Origin of the sequence: Natrarchaeobius versutus (assembly GCF_041205745.1) — an archaeon.
GTDB lineage: Archaea > Halobacteriota > Halobacteria > Halobacteriales > Natrialbaceae > Natrarchaeobius > Natrarchaeobius versutus.
Genome location: NZ_JBGFCC010000008.1, coordinates 51,743 through 70,021, shown reverse-complemented (window position 1 = coordinate 70,021; position 18,279 = coordinate 51,743). Strand labels below are relative to the sequence as shown.

Here is an 18,279-nt window from a genome sequence, read left to right as displayed (position 1 = left end):
CCGATGGTCGATCTCCCATACGAAACCGTACTCGGCGTCTCGTTCGGGCTCCTCGTCGGGTTCGTCCCCGCCCTCGCGGTGGGATCGATCGCCGCCGTAGTCGGACTCGGGCGCGACCGACCGGTTCCGATCGCGGCCGGCGTCGTGACGGTTCCGATCGCGATTGCGGCGGTCGTCCTCCTCGGAGCGCTGGGTTCGGGGTCGGTACTCGCCCAGAGCTACCGCGTGGCGATGGTCGCGCTCGTCTCGGGAGTGCTCGGCGTCGTCGCGACGAGCCAGGGCAACCGTATCGCGACCGAACTACCGCGCGATCGGGCGTTTCCGATCGTTCGCGGTCCGGCGCTGTCGGCCGACGCGATCGACGCCGTCGACGCCATCGGCCAGGTGACGATCCGCTCGACCGGCGCAATCCGCGAGTTCGACGGATACCCGCCGCTGTCGCCCACCCTTCGGACCGTCCTCGAGGAGGGTGCCTGGCGATTGCCGGCCGACCTCCAGTTGAGCGAACTCGAGCGACGCCTCGAGCAACGCCTTCAAACCGAACACGGGCTCGCACTGGTCGAGGTCTCGATCGACGGGCGCGGGCGTGCGACGATCGCCGCCGCGCCGCCGGCGAAGGGGGTCGCGACGACGCTCGGCGACGGCGTCCGTGCGGTGACGGTGACCGGCCTGCTTCCGACGGGGATCGAACCCGGCGACACCGTCGTCGTCGGAAACGACGAAACGGCCGTCGACGGCGAGGTGCTCGCGGTCGGCGCCGACCCGACCAGCGAACGCGAACACGATCTCGAGGACGGGCGAGAGATGGCGACGGCCGCCGACGGACGGCATCCCGCGGATGCCGGCACCGACGGCGGGTGGCGACGACTGACCGTTGCGGTCGAGACGACCGCCGCCGGCGACCTCCTCCAGGAGCGAGCGTACCGGATCGCGGTGCGCCCGAGCGGGGACAACCACGAGTTCGAGGCCGCGACGCTTCTCGAGGCGGCCGGTCAGCCGGTGACCGCCTTCGAACCCGGAGACGACGAGACACTCGAGGCCGCCGAGACCCTCGGCGTGCGAACGGGCGATCGGTGGCAATTCGCCGTCGACGATGCCGTTTCCGGGGACGTCGATCGGGCGTTCGTCACAGCGCCACCGCGAGCGACCCGGGAGGTGGCCAGCGATGACTGAGCCGACGGTCGCGGTCGAACTGGGGCGAGACGCCGCGGTCGGAGTCGTCGGCATGGCACTGCTCGCCGCGGTCGTCGGCCTGCTCGCGACGTCGGGGTATCGCTGGGCCTCGACGCGGTCGCCGCCGGCCGGAGCGAGCGTCGTCGCCGGTCTCGCCGCGGTTTCGGCGTACCTCTGGTTCAGCGCTTTCGGAACGGGCGAGATCCTCCCGAACGTCCCGCTCGAGCACCAGCTCACCGCGGGCTACCTGCTCGCGACGACGCTCGTCGCGTCCGTGGGGGCGACGGCCGGCAGTCGACTCGGCGACCGGATCGCCTGCCAACTACTCGACATCGCTCGAATCGACGCGAGCGGCGAGGCGGCGGCCGCGGTCCGTGCCGCCAGACTCGCCGTCGACGTCGAGTTGCCGGAGACCGTCGAAAGCGCGGAGGGCTACCGGCCCGTGGGAGCGGCGATAGAACGGGACCTCGCCCGTGAAACGGTTCGACTCCCACACGGGTTGGAGCCGGATCGGCGCCGCGAGCGGATCGAGCGCCACCTCGAGCGCGAGTACGGCGTCGGATACGCGTCGGTCGAACTGGCGGACGACGGCACCGTCGACCGCGTTCGCGTCGGCGGTCGGTCGTCCGGACTGGGGTCGATGCTCCCGCCGGAGACCGTCGCCGTCGCGATCCGGGCCGACCCGTCGCCGAACGCGAGCCTCGGCGATCCCGTCGAGATCTGGTCGACCGACGGCCAGCGTCGGTTGATCGCGACCGGGACGCTTCGGACGGCGAACGGATCGATCGCGACCGTGATCGTCGACGCGAATCTGGCGGACGACCTCTCGAGTGACGAACGGTATCGACTAGTCACCCGACCGGACGATCCGACCGACGGCTACGAGTTCGCCTCGACGCTCCGAACGGTCGACGAAACCGTCACGACGGTCCGCGTCGACGCCGACTCCCCGCTCGCGGGCGAGTTCGTGGGCTGGCTTCCCGGGCGCGTCCTCGTCGTCGACCGCGACGGCGAGTTGCTGTCGCTTCCGGCCGACAACGAAACGCTCGAGGTCGGCGACGAACTCTGGGTGCTCTCCTCGCCCGCCGAGTTGGGGTCGTTCGACCCCACCGAGGTCGACGGATCCGAGGCGGCGATGTAGAATTTTAAACCAAAAGCGGCGCATAGAGTCGGTATGGTCACGGTCGAAACGAACGCAAACCGAGTGAACGGGGTGACGACGGTCCGGGTCGTCCTCGCGAACACGCACTCGACGCCACAGACCGTCCGGCTCCGGAGCTGTCTCGAGGGCCCGGTCTGGCCGCCGCGTACAAACGGCGTTCCCGATCCGCGCTGGGACGAGAATCGATGGGAGTCGACGATCCGACCCGGTCGGCGTCGCGGCGTCGGATTCGCGACGCCGGCCCCGCCGACCGATCCACTCGTCGAGGTGGTCTCGAGCGAGCGCCACGACGCGGACGAGCCGGTACAGTCGCCGGAGACGGTGCTCGCCGACCTCGAGGACTGGTGTCCGACGAGCGACGTGTTAGAGCGCGAACTATGATCGTCGCCGTCGCCGGCGGAAAAGGCGGTGTCGGCAAGTCGACGACCTCCTGGAACCTGGGTCGGGAACTCGATGCGGTCGTCGTCGACGCCGATCTGACGACGGCCGACCTCCCGCCGGGCACCGGTCCCGACCTCCACGACGTCCTCGCCGGTCGGGTCGAGCCAGTCGATGCGGTCGAAGACGTCGGACCGGTAACGATCCTACCGTGTGGCAGAACGCTTTCCGGGGCTCGAGCGTCGAACGTCGAGAACCTGCCGTCGGTCGTCGAGCGCATCGAGCGAGAGTGGGGGCGAGTCGTCGTCGACTGCCCGGCCGGGTTGGCTCGCGACGTGGGGATCGAACTCCAGAGCGCCGACCTCGCGGTGCTGGTGACGAGGCCGACGCGGGCCGCGATGGTCGACGCGTTTCGAACCGACGAACTCGCCGAGAAGCTCCGGACGCCGGTCGCGTCGTTGGTGTTGAACATGGCGGAGAGCGAGCGCCACGAGGAGATCGCCGACCGCGCCGGCCGAGAACTCGGCGTCGAGGTGACGATCGTCGACCACCAACAGGCCGTCGCCGACGCCCAGGCTCGCTGGGTCCCCGTTCGCGATCACGCCCCCGACGCCCAGGCCGTCGACGCCTACAGTTCGGTCGCCGACCGGCTCGAGCGAGCCGCGGACAGGCTCGTCGGTCGATTCGAAACGGAGTAAAGAACTGCGGCAGTGACCAAACGAGCAGCGCGAAAACGACCGTTCCATCGAGACGGCCCGTCGGGACCACCTCGAGGAATCGTGGGATCAACTGACGACGGTCAGTTCATTGTTAGGTTGGCTGTTCTCCCAGTTCGAGTCGTTCGGCGGATCAATATCGAACTCAATCCGGGCGTGATCGGCGTCCGGCGGAACCTCGACTTCGTCCTCGAAGTCGAACGTCGCAATGCCATCGTCGTTAGTTTGGCTCACCATGGCACCGTCCATTCGGGCACTGCTTCCCGTCGCGATGACGGTCGCATCGGGGACGTCGTTATCGTCCTCGTCGGCCACCCGAAGTTGGAAGCTCGACGGAGCATCCGATCCGTCCTCGATGTAATCGTGGCTAACGAACTCGACGTCCACTTCGGAGTTGGTTTCGAACGTATCGATCGTACCGAGGATCTGTAACATGATTCCGAGGGAAACGACCCCGATGATCAACGCGATCACGAGTCTGATCGGCAATCCCTCGATCGCACGATCGTCGTCGGTGAACGAACGTGTTACGTCCGTACCGATCGACATCGTCTTCGGGTTGCGCTTCGAGTCCATACCCGAGTTGGCCCCCACCCTAATTTAAAGTTTTACAGCACCAGCGTGCAACTTACTACGTTTCGTTAAACTTCAAATAGGATGACGAGTGAACCACAGGTATGAGTTTCGTCATCGGTCGCGGCTCCGACGCCGAGACGACGCAGGCGGGTCACCTCGGGCGGTATCGTGCCCTCGACGGAAGCGAGGGCGCGAACCTGTACGTCGACCTCGACGGGCCACACGCCATGTTGATCGTCGGAAAACGCGGCTACGGAAAGTCGTTCACGCTCGGCGTCGTCGCCGAGGAACTGGCGCGTGCACCCGGCGTCGCGCCCGTCGTCGTCGATCCGATGGGCGTCTTCTCGACGCTCGCCGAACCGGCCGACGGCGAATCGGTCCCCGTCGAAGTCGTCGACCGACCGGCGGTCGGGGCGAACGTGCTCGATCCCCGGTCGTGGTGTTCGCTTCTCGGGCTCTCGCCCGAAAGCGGCGCCGGCGGACTCGTCTGGCAGGCCGCCCAGGAGGCCGACACTCTCGAGGCGATATCCCGACGGGTCGAGGAGACCGACGCGCCGACGACCGACAAGCGCGCGGCGACGAACCACCTCGCGCTGGCGGAATCGTGGGGGGTGTTCGACCCCGATGGGCTCGACGCCGCCGATCTCGCCAGCACGGCGGCGACGGTCGTCGACGTTTCCGGGCTCGACGCGGCGCCGATGAACGCCGTCTGTCGCGCCATCGGGGAAGCGCTCTACCGGGCCCGCGTCGACGAGACGATCGATCGACTCCCGTGGCTGATGATCGACGAGGCACACACCTTCTTCGACGGCGTCGCCGAGGCGGCGCTTCACACCATCCTCACTCGCGGCCGTGCCCCGGGCGTCAGCCTCGTCCTTGCGACCCAGCGCCCCAGCGCCGTCACGGACACCGCCATCTCCCAGTCCGACGTGTTGATCTCCCACCGCCTGACCGCCGAGGCCGACCTCGAGGCGCTCGAGGCCGCCCAGCCGACGTACATGAACGAGTCACTCGGCGAACGGCTCCCGACCGAACCGGGACAGGTGGTCGTCATCGACGACGCGACGGAGACGATTCACGCGGCACAGATACGGTTCCGGGACACCCCCCACGGCGGCGGGAGTCCAAGCGCACTCGAAGTCGCCGGTGTGGAGGAGGCGTCGGCCGACGACTGAGGCGGTTTCCTGTCAGTCAGTTCCGGCGCACCCGCGACCCGGGCGGCGGTTGCAACGGTGGACTCGCTGCACTCCTCCACCGAGACTCGTCTCACACGGTTCGACTCACCGCCGGGACATCGGGACAGCAATCCGTATGAGACGGTCTGCGATGACTGATTGCCGATCGACTCGCCGACAGTTGTGCGATCGAACAGGTACGACTCATAACAGTCCGTACGAGACGACCACCTGTCGAAATTTAAGTGTGAACGCGGCACAACGACGGTATGACCGACACCGACCGACTCGAGCAGCGTCTGTCCGCCGTCGAGCGGGTCGTCGTCGACGGCGACATCGACCTCGACGAGTTGGCGGAAGTGACCGCGCTCGCCGAGACGGTCTCCGAACTCGAAACGCGCGTCGAAGAACACGAGCGACGCCTCGCCGACCTCGAGGGAGCCGTACAGTCGATCGAAGGCTACGTCGGCAACGTGGAGTCGATCAACGACGACGTCGAACGCCAGTCGGCCACGGCGGTCGCCACGGTCGACCGACTCGAGCGACGCGTCGAGGCGCTCGAGGTCGAACTCGACGACGTGGCGGGTGGGCTCCTCGAGGACGATGCGGAACGTGAGGACGACGAGCGATCCGGTAGCGCGGACGAACAGAACGGGTCGAACGACGAAGGCGGCGCGGCCTTCCAGTTCGGGAGCGCCGACGGAGTGACCCGGCCAAAGCCGGAGCAGTCGGTCGCGAACGTCCTCGACGAGGAATCGCAGTCGTACGTCGACGACGGTGCCGATCGGCCGGTCTCGGCGGCGAATCAGTCCGTCGTCGACTCGGCGGTCGACGGCGACGGAGGAGCCGAGGAACGGACCGACGGAGACGGGGACGAATCGGAGTCGGAACTGTCCATCTTCGACGACGAGTCCTCACGGAGCGGCGATGGAACGTCGACCGACGCCGAGTCGTCGTCGGACGACGGCGACGGACTGTTCGGTTCCATCCGGTCGCGACTGGGATGATTCGGTACGTGCTCGCGGCCCTGTTGACGGTCGCGTTGCTCGGTCTGGCGGGGATGGCTCTCGATCAGGCGTCGCCCGCGAACTCCGAGCGGGAGCTACAGACGGCGATTTCGGACATCGAGGCGGCGGCGGACGAACTCCAGACGAACGAGCAGGTCTCCCCGGCGGACCACCCGAACCCACAGCGGGTCGTCGAGTTCACGATACCAGCACCGTCGCTGACGACGGAAGGCGTCGCACACTTCGAGATCGAACCGGTCGACGGCGCGGATGCGAGCATCGCCCGATACACGCTCGACGACGGAACGACCAACGAGGAGGTCGTCGATCGACGAATCGTCTACCACGATCGCACCGCAAACCGGACGACGGAACTCGGAGAGACTGGAATCCAGGAGCTCCGACTCGTGTTGTTACCCGACGAACACGGAGATCCGGTCGTCGTCGCCGAACCCCCGTGAATCGCCCCAGGAGTCGAGCGGTTCGAGACGCCGTAGGCACCCCGGTATCGCGGAAGCTCGTCGGTCCACTCGACGGGAGTCATCGATCACAATCATCGCCCAACCGGGTGTATAATTTTAAATCGAAAGGCGGGACAGATCGGGTATGTCATCGGACGAGGCCGGGGGGACGGTTCGAACACTGCTCTCCGAGATCGGCCTCGAGGGGTTGCTCGGAGGCGAGTCGAGTCACGGCCAGTGTGACTGTGAACTCGAGTTCGACGATCGAACCCTGCTCGTCGACGCGTCGGCGTGTAGCGGCGACCTCGTCCAGTCGCCGGACTGTCGCCAGTCGGTCGTCGAACGGCTGGCCGACCGCGAAGCGGAGGCGATCGTCGTTCACTCGGACGGGTTAAAACACCGGTACGACCGAGACGAGACCGCGTTCCTGGGCGCGGCCGGTCGATTCGTCGAACTGCTTGGCGAGCGCGACGAGGTGCTCGCACGGGAGATCGCCAGAGACCCGATCGGCGCCTCGGCGGGCCTCGAGACGCGGGTCGACGCGGTCGGAGACGTCGCGATCGAATCCGGTCTCCTGAACGAAGTCACCGGCGTCGACGACTACGCGGCGGTGTTCTCGCCGCGGGTCGGGTTGGAAGTGGCCTACTACTACGTCGAACGATCGATCGACGGAATCGCCCGCCTCGAGGACGTTCGAGAACTCGAGACGGGGAGTACGGCGCGGATCTACGAGCGCGAGGAGCAGTTGCCGCTTTACGTCCTCGACATTCTCGACCTCTCGCTTTCGCCGGCCGAGCGCGAACTCGTCGTCGACGGCTACGAAGCGATCGCCGAGGGGTGGGTCGAAGGCGATCGGGCGCCGTCGCGGGCGATCGAGTTCGTCTCCGACGAGCCGGTCGAGCCGACGCTGACGTCGGTTCTCGAGAAGCACACCGAGGGGTACGGGATTCTGGAGGACCTCTTCGCCGATCCGGAGGTGACGGACGTCTACGTGACCTCACCGGTGACCGCGAATCCGCTCCGGGTCGAACTCGACGGGGTCGCGATGGAGACCAACGTTCACCTCACGGAGACCGGTGCGAAGGCACTCGCCTCGCGGGTCAGACGGACCAGCGGGCGGGCGTTCTCGCGGGCCAAACCGACGATCGACGCGACGGCGATGCTGGCGAACGGTCGAGGGCTTCGGATCGCGGGCGTCACGGATCCGGTCGCCGACGGCATCGGCTTCGCCTTCCGCGAACACTCGGACGACCGGTTCACCCTGCCCGGACTCGTCGCCAACGGGACGATGTCTCCCGCGGTCGCAGGCTTTCTCTCGACGGCGATCGAACGCAACGCGGCCACGTTGATCGCCGGAACCCGCGGATCCGGGAAGACGACGCTTCTCGGGACGTTACTCTACGAGGTGACCCCGGACACCCGGACGGTCGTCATCGAGGACACGCCGGAGCTTCCGTCCAGCCCGTTACAGGCCGTCGGCCGAGACGTGCAGGCGCTCCGTACCGGGACGGGCGACGGACCGGAGATTTCGCCGGCGGACGCGTTGCGGACGGCGTTGCGACTCGGCGACGGGGCGCTCGTCGTCGGCGAAATTCGCGGCGAGGAGGCGCGGGTCCTCTACGAGGCGATGCGCGTCGGCGCGAACGCGAACGCGGTGTTGGGGACGATCCACGGCGACGGCGCGACCGAAGTCTACGAGCGCGTCGTTTCCGACCTCAAGGTGGAACCGTCGTCGTTCGGGGCGACGGATCTGGTCGTCACGGTGGAAGCCTATCGAACGCCGAGCGGACGGAGTCGCCGCGTCGCCCGGATCGAGGAGGTCTGTGGTCACGGCGACGAAATCTGGTTCGAATCGCTGTACGAACTCGACGGAACGGAGGCGGTGGCGACCGGTCGGATCGACCGCGGGGAGAGCCGGTTCGTCAACGCGATGGCCGGCCCGACCGAGGAGTACGCCGACGTGCGAGCGGCGATCGCCGACCGGGCGGAGTTGATGGAGACCCTGGCGGAGGACGGCCGCGTCACGCCGGAAGAGGTCGCCACGGCGTACACCGGGAGGTCACAGGCGTGACAATCCAGGCGGCGGCCGTCCACGGACTCGCCGGACTTTACCCCTACGACGTCGACGCGAGCGACGAACTCGTCGACTCGGTTCGGTTTATCGACGCATCCTACGACGCCGAAACGGTCGTCAGAGCCGGTTACGGGGCCGGAGGAATCGGCGCGCTGGTCCCGGTTCCGTTATTGTTCTTCGACATCCCGGTCCTCTTTATCGCCGTGTTCGTCCTCACCGCCGCGGTCGGATCGATTCACGCCGTCCACTCCCTTCCCCACCTGATCGCGGCGTTTCGCCGAACGGAAGCGCTCGGCGACACGCCCAACCTCATCGGTCGTGCCGTGTTGCGCATGCAGATCCAGCCGTCCCTCGAGAACGCGATCCGATTCGCCTCCGAAACCGGAGACGGTCCCCTCTCGAAGAGCCTCGAGGCGCACTTCAACCGGTCGAAGGGGACGCCCCACGCCGGATTACTCTCGTTCGCAGAGGAGTGGGCGGAGCACTTTCCCGCGCTCAGACGGTCGTCGACGCTCCTGGCGACGGCACAGGATGCTCCGGAGGGGGAACGTGGCCGAACGCTCGATCGCGCGCTGATCGCGATTCTCGATGGAACGCGGACCCAGATGGCCGAGTTCACCGCGTCGATCCGTGCGCCGACGACGATGCTGTTCGCGTTCGGCATCCTGCTTCCGCTTGCGCTGATCGCGCTCGTTCCCGCCGCGCCGATGGCTGGGGTCGGCCTCAACATCTGGATGTTCGTCCTGTTCTACAACGTCGTCTTACCGGCGGGACTGATCGGAGCGTCGCTGTGGCTTCTGGTCCGGCGTCCGGTCGCGTTCCCGCCGCCGACGATCGATCGAGACCACCCCGAACTCCCGGATCGACTCTGGCTTCGAACGCTGTGGGGCGTCGGTACCGCGGCGGTCCTCTACGTACTGATCACGGCGGTCGGGCCGGCCTATCTCGCCGAGGTCGTCGCGGTCGGCGCCGGTGTCGGCGCCGCGCTACTCGCCGTCTACGGGCCGGTCCTCACGCTCCGAAACTACGTTCGAGACGTCGAAGCGCACCTGACCGACGCGCTCTACATCGTCGGGCGACAGGTGGCAGAAGGCGAGTCCGTCGAGTCCGCGATCGACCTCGCCGCGGATCGTGTCCCCGCGGAGACGGGCGAAGTCTTTGAACACGCCGCCGGGGTACAGCGACGACTCCACACGAGCGTCGAGGAGGCGTTTCTCGGCCCCTACGGCGCACTGCGGGACGTCCCGAGCCAGCGTGCACACAGTATGGCCGCACTGCTCGCCATCGCCGGCGACGAGGGGAAGCCGGCGGGGCGAGCGATCGTCTCGATGGCCGACCACCTAGAAGAACTCGAGGAGGTCGAAGCCGAGACGAAGCGAGAACTCGTGCAGGTGACGAGCACGCTCGACAACACGGCCGCGTACTTCGGTCCCATGGTCGGCGGTGCGACGGTCGGCATGGCGGGAATGCTCACCGCGGAGGACTTCACCGCGATCGACGGCATGGCCGATGCGGCAACGCTTCCGATCGAGCAACTCGGGGTCGTCGTCGCCGTCTACTTGATCTTGCTCGCGTGTATCATGACGCCGCTTTCGTACGCGCTTCGGTACGGAATGGATCGAACGCTGTTTGGCTACCACATCGGTCGGACGCTGGTCTCGTCGATGGTACTGTTCGTACTCACCGTCGCGCTGATCGATATCGTCCTCGTCCAGCCGATGTGATCGCCGACAGACGCCGCGTTCGGCCCTCGAGTCGACAGGATGTTATCTTGCATTACAGCGATAATTCAACCGCCAATGTTTAAATACCAACGCGGCACAAGGTCGGTATGGACTTCGAGGCCCCGGTGGACGCCTGGTACGTCTTTCTCGCGACGGCGATCATCAGCGTCGCGCTGGCGGGCCTCGTACTGGGAGTCTCGACGGCGCCGCCGCCGGACGCCCAGCAGGCGGCGAACACGATCGAGGGGGCGACGGGAAGCGAGTACGCCTCGAGTGCGACGTACGGACACGACGCCGACGTGGTGACGATCGATCACACCACGATCACGATGGAAAGCGACCACGGGACCTCCCACGCGAGTTTCTCCTACGGCGTCGTCGTTCCGGTAAACGGCAACGAGCGACTCGAGAACCTCACGTACGGCACGTCGTTCGAAGACGAATACGCGGACGAGATCGCCGATCCGGACACGCACGCCCTCGAGACGTTCGAAAACGACGTCGAGGACGCGTTCGCCGACAACACGGGTCGGGAGATCCTCGCCGAGGGCGAACTGACCGCCCGGAAGGTCGCCGTCGACACCGGCGTGGACGAACTCGAACCGCTGACGGAGTCCGCGGAAGTCGAAGTGACGGAGACGGACTCGTTACCCGGCGAGCCGAGAATCACCGGAGATAATATCCGCGAAGTCGAGTTCCGCTACGACGGGCTGGAAGACAGAGAAGTCGAGTTCCACATCGAGGGTGATTACGCCGGTAGCGGTTTACCCGGCAGCAGCGATTTCGACGAAAGTGACTCGAAGACGTTCGGGGATGGGTCTGGTGAAATCCCGCTCGAGGTCCGGTCCGGCACGATTCATAGGCCGGCATCAGAACCCGTCGAGTTCACGGTCGAGTTCGAGGGCGACGGCGAGTTGCCAGCGGAGACGTGGGAGTACGACGACCTCGAACTCGAGGGCCACGAACACTGGGACAACGAGATCGAGCGGGAGTTCGACCTCGATCACGACGATTCGGTGATCGAACGTTCAGACGGAGGAAACTACCATGTCACGTTGGTCATCGTCTAGAGCGCAGACCGAGCCGATCGCCGCGATCTTCGCGGTCGGACTGTTCGTCGTCGGTATCGGACTCTTCGCGGTGTTCTTTCAGGGGCTGTTTCCCGCCAGTAGCGACGCCGTCACGGCCGACCGGACGATCGACCGGATCTGGCAGGACGTCGAGGACGACGGCGTGTTTCACGCCCACGACAACGGCGACGACATCGACGATCTGGTGGCCGGCGACTCGCTCCCGGCAGACGGGACCGTCTACGTCGAGGTGATCGCCGTCGACGGCCACGAAGAGCGGGCGGTCGCCGAGGCCGGGTTCCCGAAAGGATATCCCCGAGAGACGAGCAACGCCGACGTTCGCGAACTCGAGTCCTACGTCGAGGAAGACGGCATCCCTGACGACGCGAGCGTCGCGACGCAGTCGATTCCGGTGGCCGTCGAGAACGAGGCGGACGTCCGGTCCGGAACGCTTCGGGTGTCAGTATGGTGAGTCGCGACCGGGCGATCTCGACCGTGATGGACGTCTCGCTCGCGCTGTTGATCATCAGCGCGAGCGTGTTGATGATCGGGATCTACCTCCACACCGACGTCGGATCGGTCGACGGCGACCGCGCCGATCGAGCCTACCAGACGGTGACGGGGTCGACGGCGACGATCACTTACGACCTACGGGTCGCGAACGAATCCGGCGTCGCGGCGGTCGACGAGACCGACCAGTTCGACATTCCCGAGGGGTACGAACCCGACGAGACGCCCGACGCGTACCGGATTACGAGATACGGGTCCGGAAGCGCCCTCCTGGTCGAAGCGGCGATCGTGAACGTCGAGTACGACGGCACGCAACCGTTTGCCTACAGCTACGAGGTCGAGGAGTCGGTCGACGCCGCCATCCAGGGACAGCTCATCGGCGCCGACGACTCGATCTACGCCGTCGCGACGTGGGAGCCCTACGAGGAGAGCTCGATCAGCGGAACCGCGACCAGCGGGACCGCTCCGCCGCCGTCGGACGACGTCTCGAGTACGAGCGCAACGGTCTCGACGAAAATGGCCGGAGCCGACCACGGCGAGATCGCTACCGCGTACCACAACGCGCAGCGCTCGAGCGGCGACGGCCTCGAGTCCGCCGCGGAAGCGCTCGCGGCGATGATCGTCGACGCGATGTTCCCCGTCGCCGAGACCCAGTACACCCTGGAGTCGACGCTCACCGAGAACGCGGTGACGACGTACGACTACCGGAAGCTCGCGCTGGCGATCGGCGGGGAGAGTTTGCGCGACGAGGTCAACGACGAGATCACCGGCGCGGACGCGAACGCCGAGGATGCGAACGACCTGCTCGCCGAAGCGCTGGCGGAGACGGTCGCCGAGGACATGGAGGATCACGAAATCTCCGACGATCTCGAGCAAACGTACGACGATCTTCGTCCCAGCCCGCGCGAAGACGAGTTCGTGACCGAAGCCGAACCGCACCTCGAAGAGTACGTGTCGATCGAAACCGCGGACCTGACGGTCCAGGCAACCGAATAATGACCAGACGAAACCGACGACCCCGAACCGTATCGATCGCCGACGACGACAGAGCCCGCATCCCGTTTGCTATGATCGCAGTCCTGTTGCTCGTCGCGAGCGTCGGCGTCATCGGGGCGCTCGAGCAACGTTCCGATCCGGTCGTCGACCGAAACGTCGACCTGATCATGGACCGGAGCACGACCGCGGCCCAGTCGGAGCTCCGGACGGCCGCCGTCGACGCGAGTCACGCCGCGGTGAGCGCACCGCTCGAGAACGTCAGCGACGACAACGGCGTCGACGCGATCAACCCGAGCGACTCCGACAGCTTCGAGAACTACCTCAAACTGCTCATCTACCTCGAGGCGTCGGATCGGTTGCCTGCGGCCGGACAGACGGTCGGTCCAGAAGCCGAAACGACGGTCTCGATGCCGAAGGTGACCGCGGACGGTTCCGGAGACGACGAGATCACGCCCGACGAGGCGATCGACAGAGTGGACCTGGTGATCGGCGACGATCCCGATACGGATCTCGAGCCCGGGCTACTCGAGGTGACGATCGAAGACGTCGAGATCGACGCCGACGTCGAGGGAACGGCGACGCCGACGGAGACCCGACCGATCTCGGTGACGGTCGGTTCGCCGGTAATGCAACTCCACGACCGAACTGAGGAGTACGAGAGTCAGCTCAGCGAGGATTTCCTCGACGGTGGCGTCGACAGCGAGCTCTCGGGGCTCGGCCAACACTCCGCGGCCAGGCTGTACCTCCTCGCGTATTTCAAAGCAGGTTGGGATCGGTTCCAGCAAACGAGGGGGCCCGACAGCCACGATTTCGATCGGGTGCTCGAGCCAGAACACACGGAGGTCATGATGAACGACGCGATCTTCGACGTCCAACACGACGTTTTCGGGACCCGTGATCCGTACGCCGATCGCACCATGCGACCGGGCTACATCTGCATGGCGTACCAAATTATCGATCAAATGGAACGGACGGGAGGGTCCGGTGGGAGCGGCGGTAGCGGTGGCAGCAGCGGAAGCGGGGGGAGCAGCAGTAGTGGTGGCTCCGACGTAGTCTCCGAGGAAGATGCGGGGCTCGATGGTGGCGAAGTCGAGGTCGAAGGCGGGGATCGAGACGGTGAGTCGATCGACATCGAGGAGCAACTCTGTGACGGCGGTGAGGTTCAGGAGTGGCTATTCGGCGATCCGGCCAGTGGCGATCTGCCGGACGTACCGGAGCCATCGGAACTACTCCGGAGCGGGATCGACGAGATGGAGGTCATGGACGAAGAAGAGAACGTTCCGTTCGCCGAATCCGGCGAAGTCTCCTACACCTACTACGAGACGACCGCACTACTCGACGAATCGGAAGTCTACGTGGACCAAGCCGAACTGTTCGTCGAACAGACCGGCGAGATCGTCGACAACGCCGACGACGAGTACCAGGACGAGGTCAACGAGTCGATCGAAGGTGAGGCAGATCCGCCAGACGTCAACGACGACAAAAATAGGACCATCGGAACCATGACAAGAGATCTCTACGATCTCGACGTCGACAGGGACATAGACGCGGACTCGAGTGGGAGTTTTCCGAACCCGGAGAAACCTCACGACAACTATTCGGAAGACGAAACGACAGTCGATATTTCGGACGTCGACATCGTCCGTACGAACCACATTCCACACCCTGAACCGGACGGAGACACGATTCACGAGATCGAAGTCGTCGCCGACGTCGAACTCGATGGGGAAACAGATTGGGTTCACGACGAACCCGATATGGCGGCCGAGTACGGTGAACAGGCGGAGGACACCACTTCGGACGACGGAGAGTTGCGAGTCGTAACCGACGTCGAAATCGAATCGACGTACGACTTCTTCGAGGAAGGACTCTACTACGAAGATGAGTTCGAGATCGACCAGAATCCGACCATCGAGTACGACTACCGAACGCACGAACTAGACGACGTCGAAGACGACCGCGTCGAGGTCGGAAGCGGCACGAACTTCCATTGGGCGTTTCGCACCGCTCCGGTCGACGCGACGGCCGCCGAGTCCTACGAAACGATCGAATCTGACCTCAGGGATGACGTCGAAAGTATCGGTGGGGAAGTCGATAGCAGAAGCGACGTCGAAGACGAGTTCGAAACTGCAGTCGAGTCCGACTCGTTCGACGAGGACTACGAACTGGTGGAACTCGACCCCCAGGCGGAGGATCTAATCCAGGATCTCGAGAGCGAACTCGAAGACACCCACGGCGAGTTTTACGAGTGGGCCCAGGAGGAAGACAACGCGTACACCGTCGACCGAACCGACCTACTGGATTCCGACGAGGAACCGATCACCGGCGCCATCGATCACATTCAGGCGGAAGAGGACGACTTCGTTTATGCGAATCTCTCGGACGGTGCGTCGGACGGGGAGTTCGAGACGCCGGGAGAGTACCTGACAGCACAGGTCCGGAAGGCGTACTTCGACCGTCTCTATTTCTACATCGAGAAGATCGGCGAACAGTACGAAGACCAGGTCGAGGATCTCGAGGACGAGATCGACGAGATGGGCGGCGGCGCGACCGACGGTGCGGACGACATTCTCGGGTTCGCACAGGACACGGTGAACGCGGACGTCGACTACGATCCGGGGGAGATAGAGGGCTCACCCGTACTCGACGAGGCCCAATACGAGGTGTCCGGATCCCCGACGTACATGACCCACGAGAACGTCAGTCGGGATCAGGATCCGGCGATACGCCCCGAGGGTGCGACGGTCACCGACTTCGACACCGAGACGGAGCACGTTCCGATGACGATCCAGAGTGATAACCGAGCGCCGTGGCCGGGTGTCCCGATCACGCCCTATCCGCCGCAGTTCTGGTTCTTCCAGGTCAACACCTGGAACAGCACGGTCAAAGGGGAGTACGCTCGCTTCGAGGTCAGCGCCTCGGTCGGTAGTCCCGCGGACGCAGAGCGGTTGACCTACGTTCGCGAACACCGACCGGTCGACGTCGAACTCCACGACGGCTCGGAGGTGGAACTCGGAACGAATGAACCGATCACGTTCGAGAGTTCCACCGAAGTTATCGTCATCATGCCGGGTGGGGTCGTTCGAGGCAGTGGAATTCCTTCGGTCGCAGATACGTATCCAAGTCGTACCGGACAGACAGCGTGTTCTCCGACGTGGGACCACGTCGGCCCGGACTTCGATAGTGAGGAAGCCAACGAGACGATCGAAGACGAATGCGACTTCCCGGAACTCGACTGACGGTGACGTGCAATGGCGGATTCGACTCGATTCGATCGTCCCTTCTGGAGGGGTGATCGACGCGATCCTATCAAGAAATACTACCCCCGTTATAATTCAACCACAGTGGATAGATTAATATCGGGAGTTTTGGAACAAACTAACGAGAGATGGAAGAGAAGGCACCTCCCCGAAGAAACGTGACCCATCGTTACCCCCTCCCTGGAAACGGTCTCGGAACGGAGGCGAGTAGATGACAACAAACCGTATCGGACGACGATCGGCGCTGCAGGCGATCGGCGCCGGTCTCGTCGTCGCAGGAACAGCCCCGGCGACCGGTTCCGCAGGGAACGAAACCGCGACGGGCCCAACCGTCTACACTTCGACGTACTCGGGAAATCTCATCGCAGTCGACGCACTGTCGGGTGAGAAACGCTGGGAGCAAAGCGGGCCTGGATCGCCACGCACCTCACCAATTGTCGTCGATGGAACACTTTACGTCGGCTCCGGCCGCGAGCAACTCTATGCCCTCGACGCGGCGACCGGTGAAGAGATATGGCGGTTCGACGACCCCTCAGATCGAGTGAGCTCCTCGCCGACCGTCGTCGACGGCACCGTCTACGTCGGTGCGAACGACACCGACCTGTATGCTATCGATGCGGCAACTGGCGAGGAGAAATGGACGTTCGAGAGGCCGACAGCACGCGTGGATTCGTCGCCAACCGTCGTCGATGGAACGGTTTACGTCGGCTCACAAGACTTCTCGATCAATGCGATAGACGCGGAAACGGGTGAGGAGGAGTGGTCGTTCTTCGGCGCCGACGACTGGGTCGAATCGTCGCCGGCAGTCTACGGCGACACCGTCTACGCCGCTGCCCACAGTGACGGACTGTACGCGGTCGACCGAGAAACTGGAGAGGAGGTGTGGACGGTGACGGATTCGATCGAAGGCTCCTCGTCGCCAGTGATAGTCGACGACACGCTCTACATCCACGGCGACGGGCTATACGCGCTGAATCCGGAGACAGGCGACGAACAGTGGTCGTACACCGAACCCTCGAGCGGATCGCTGGTTTCGCCGACGGTGGCCGACGGACTCGTCTTCACCGGCGGCGACGGGTTGTACGCAGTGGACGCGGAAACGGGTGAGGCGCGGTGGGAACTCACCGATATCGCCCCCGGGGATACGTCACCGACGGTCTACGACGGGGTGGTGTACACGGGAGTCGGCGGATCGGATCAGACGATGTACGGCATCAACGCCGGTTCTGGCGACGTCGAATGGGAACTCGAGACCGACTTCGATCGGTATTCGAGGGGGTCGCCGACAGTCGTCACGGATCCAGAAGACGGCGACAGCGTCGACTCCCGCGTGCTCTTGGGGACGTTCAACCACCACGAGACGACGACCACGTCGATGGACGACCTCCCGAGCGTTAGCGGGACACCGTCGGGAGACGATTCGGGGCTGTTCTCCGGATCGGACGACCAACCGAGCGGGTCGGTAGCAGACGGCGGTGAGGGCGACGATGACGACGGCGTTCCGGGCTTTGGCATCCCAGCCGCGGTCACCGGTCTGGGGGCGTCGGCGTACCTCCTGAAACGACGTCTCCAGAACGGCGAGCGAGACGACTGATACGGATTACTGTGCCGATTTACCGGCGGTGAGTCGAACCGTGTGAGACGAGTCTCGGTGGAGGAGTACAGCGACTCCACCGTTGCAACCGCGACCCGGGCGGCGGTTGCGCCGGAACTGACTGACAGGAAACCGTATGAAACGGCACCGATCCCGAAACGGCGACAATCGACGAAGACGTCGAAGACGCGACCGTCCTCGAACACCACGCGTCGACTGTCGTCCCGCCAGAGCGGAGACACCGCTGACGGATCGACGAGACGGGACACGAATAGTCGTGACATCCCCATCCGCCGCTTGTTCTTTCCACTCCGTGTGAGCGTTCCCTCGAGCGCGAATCGAGTGACGAGGGTACCGACGTGACGAGGCTGTCCCGCTCGAGACGGATGGCCCACCGTCGAGA

General features: G+C 65.0%; 15 protein-coding genes. 14 read left to right on the top strand and 1 reads right to left on the bottom strand.

Features of this window, described 5'->3' with window-relative positions:
• Positions 1-3 precede the first annotated feature (3 nt).
• The 4 genes from AB7C87_RS17430 to AB7C87_RS17415 are packed head-to-tail and all read left to right on the top strand — an operon-like array spanning position 4 to position 3,411.
• Positions 4-1,173, top strand: a complete 1,170-nt coding sequence (locus tag AB7C87_RS17430) for a DUF8167 domain-containing protein (RefSeq protein WP_369730774.1) — start codon at positions 4-6, stop codon at positions 1,171-1,173.
• The gene (locus AB7C87_RS17425) at positions 1,166-2,314 is read left to right on the top strand and encodes a TrkA C-terminal domain-containing protein (RefSeq protein WP_369730773.1); all 1,149 of its coding nucleotides are present in this window, start codon (positions 1,166-1,168) and stop codon (positions 2,312-2,314) included. The genes AB7C87_RS17430 and AB7C87_RS17425 overlap by 8 nt, the downstream gene beginning before the upstream one ends.
• A 33-nt stretch (positions 2,315-2,347) precedes the next feature.
• On the top strand, positions 2,348-2,716 hold the full coding sequence (locus AB7C87_RS17420; protein ID WP_369730772.1) for a DUF7857 domain-containing protein: 369 nt from the start codon (positions 2,348-2,350) through the stop codon (positions 2,714-2,716).
• Positions 2,713-3,411 (top strand): MinD/ParA family ATP-binding protein, encoded by a 699-nt coding sequence (locus AB7C87_RS17415; protein WP_369730771.1) that lies wholly within the window; start codon positions 2,713-2,715, stop codon positions 3,409-3,411. The genes AB7C87_RS17420 and AB7C87_RS17415 overlap by 4 nt, the downstream gene beginning before the upstream one ends.
• 87 nt (positions 3,412-3,498) lie before the next feature.
• On the opposite strand, the gene AB7C87_RS17410 is transcribed toward AB7C87_RS17415, so the two are convergent.
• Entirely contained in the window at positions 3,499-4,005 is a 507-nt protein-coding gene (locus tag AB7C87_RS17410; RefSeq protein WP_369730770.1) for a DUF7382 domain-containing protein, read from the bottom strand.
• 101 nt (positions 4,006-4,106) lie between these two features.
• On the opposite strand from AB7C87_RS17410, the gene AB7C87_RS17405 reads away from it, so the two are divergent.
• The 10 genes from AB7C87_RS17405 (at position 4,107) to AB7C87_RS17360 (ending at position 17,876) form a co-directional block, all read left to right on the top strand.
• A complete protein-coding gene (locus AB7C87_RS17405; RefSeq protein WP_369730769.1) occupies positions 4,107-5,180 on the top strand; it encodes an ATP-binding protein in 1,074 nt (357 codons plus the stop codon).
• A 269-nt stretch (positions 5,181-5,449) separates the two neighbouring features.
• Positions 5,450-6,187, top strand: a complete 738-nt coding sequence (locus AB7C87_RS17400; RefSeq protein ID WP_369730768.1) for a DUF7310 family coiled-coil domain-containing protein — start codon at positions 5,450-5,452, stop codon at positions 6,185-6,187.
• Positions 6,184-6,648 carry a DUF7311 family protein gene (locus AB7C87_RS17395; RefSeq protein ID WP_369730767.1) on the top strand — a complete coding sequence of 155 codons (465 nt, stop codon included), beginning with the start codon at positions 6,184-6,186 and terminating at the stop codon, positions 6,646-6,648. Before AB7C87_RS17400 ends, AB7C87_RS17395 begins: the two co-directional genes overlap by 4 nt.
• 145 nt (positions 6,649-6,793) lie before the next feature.
• Complete coding sequence (locus AB7C87_RS17390; protein WP_369730766.1) at positions 6,794-8,719, top strand: ATPase, T2SS/T4P/T4SS family; 1,926 nt, start codon at positions 6,794-6,796, stop codon at positions 8,717-8,719.
• A complete protein-coding gene (locus AB7C87_RS17385; RefSeq protein ID WP_369730765.1) occupies positions 8,716-10,446 on the top strand; it encodes a secretion system protein in 1,731 nt (576 codons plus the stop codon). The genes AB7C87_RS17390 and AB7C87_RS17385 overlap by 4 nt, the downstream gene beginning before the upstream one ends.
• Positions 10,447-10,553: 107 nt before the next feature.
• Positions 10,554-11,516: a DUF7283 family protein gene (locus tag AB7C87_RS17380; protein WP_369730764.1), complete on the top strand. Its 963-nt coding sequence runs from the start codon at positions 10,554-10,556 to the stop codon at positions 11,514-11,516.
• A complete protein-coding gene (locus AB7C87_RS17375) occupies positions 11,494-11,988 on the top strand; it encodes a DUF7285 family protein (protein ID WP_369730763.1) in 495 nt (164 codons plus the stop codon). The genes AB7C87_RS17380 and AB7C87_RS17375 overlap by 23 nt, the downstream gene beginning before the upstream one ends.
• Entirely contained in the window at positions 11,982-13,022 is a 1,041-nt protein-coding gene (locus tag AB7C87_RS17370) for a DUF7284 family protein (protein WP_369730762.1), read from the top strand. The genes AB7C87_RS17375 and AB7C87_RS17370 overlap by 7 nt, the downstream gene beginning before the upstream one ends.
• Positions 13,022-16,261: a DUF7286 family protein gene (locus AB7C87_RS17365; RefSeq protein ID WP_369730761.1), complete on the top strand. Its 3,240-nt coding sequence runs from the start codon at positions 13,022-13,024 to the stop codon at positions 16,259-16,261. Before AB7C87_RS17370 ends, AB7C87_RS17365 begins: the two co-directional genes overlap by 1 nt.
• Before the next feature lie 232 nt (positions 16,262-16,493).
• Positions 16,494-17,876 (top strand): outer membrane protein assembly factor BamB family protein, encoded by a 1,383-nt coding sequence (locus AB7C87_RS17360; protein WP_369730760.1) that lies wholly within the window; start codon positions 16,494-16,496, stop codon positions 17,874-17,876.
• Positions 17,877-18,279 lie beyond the last annotated feature (403 nt).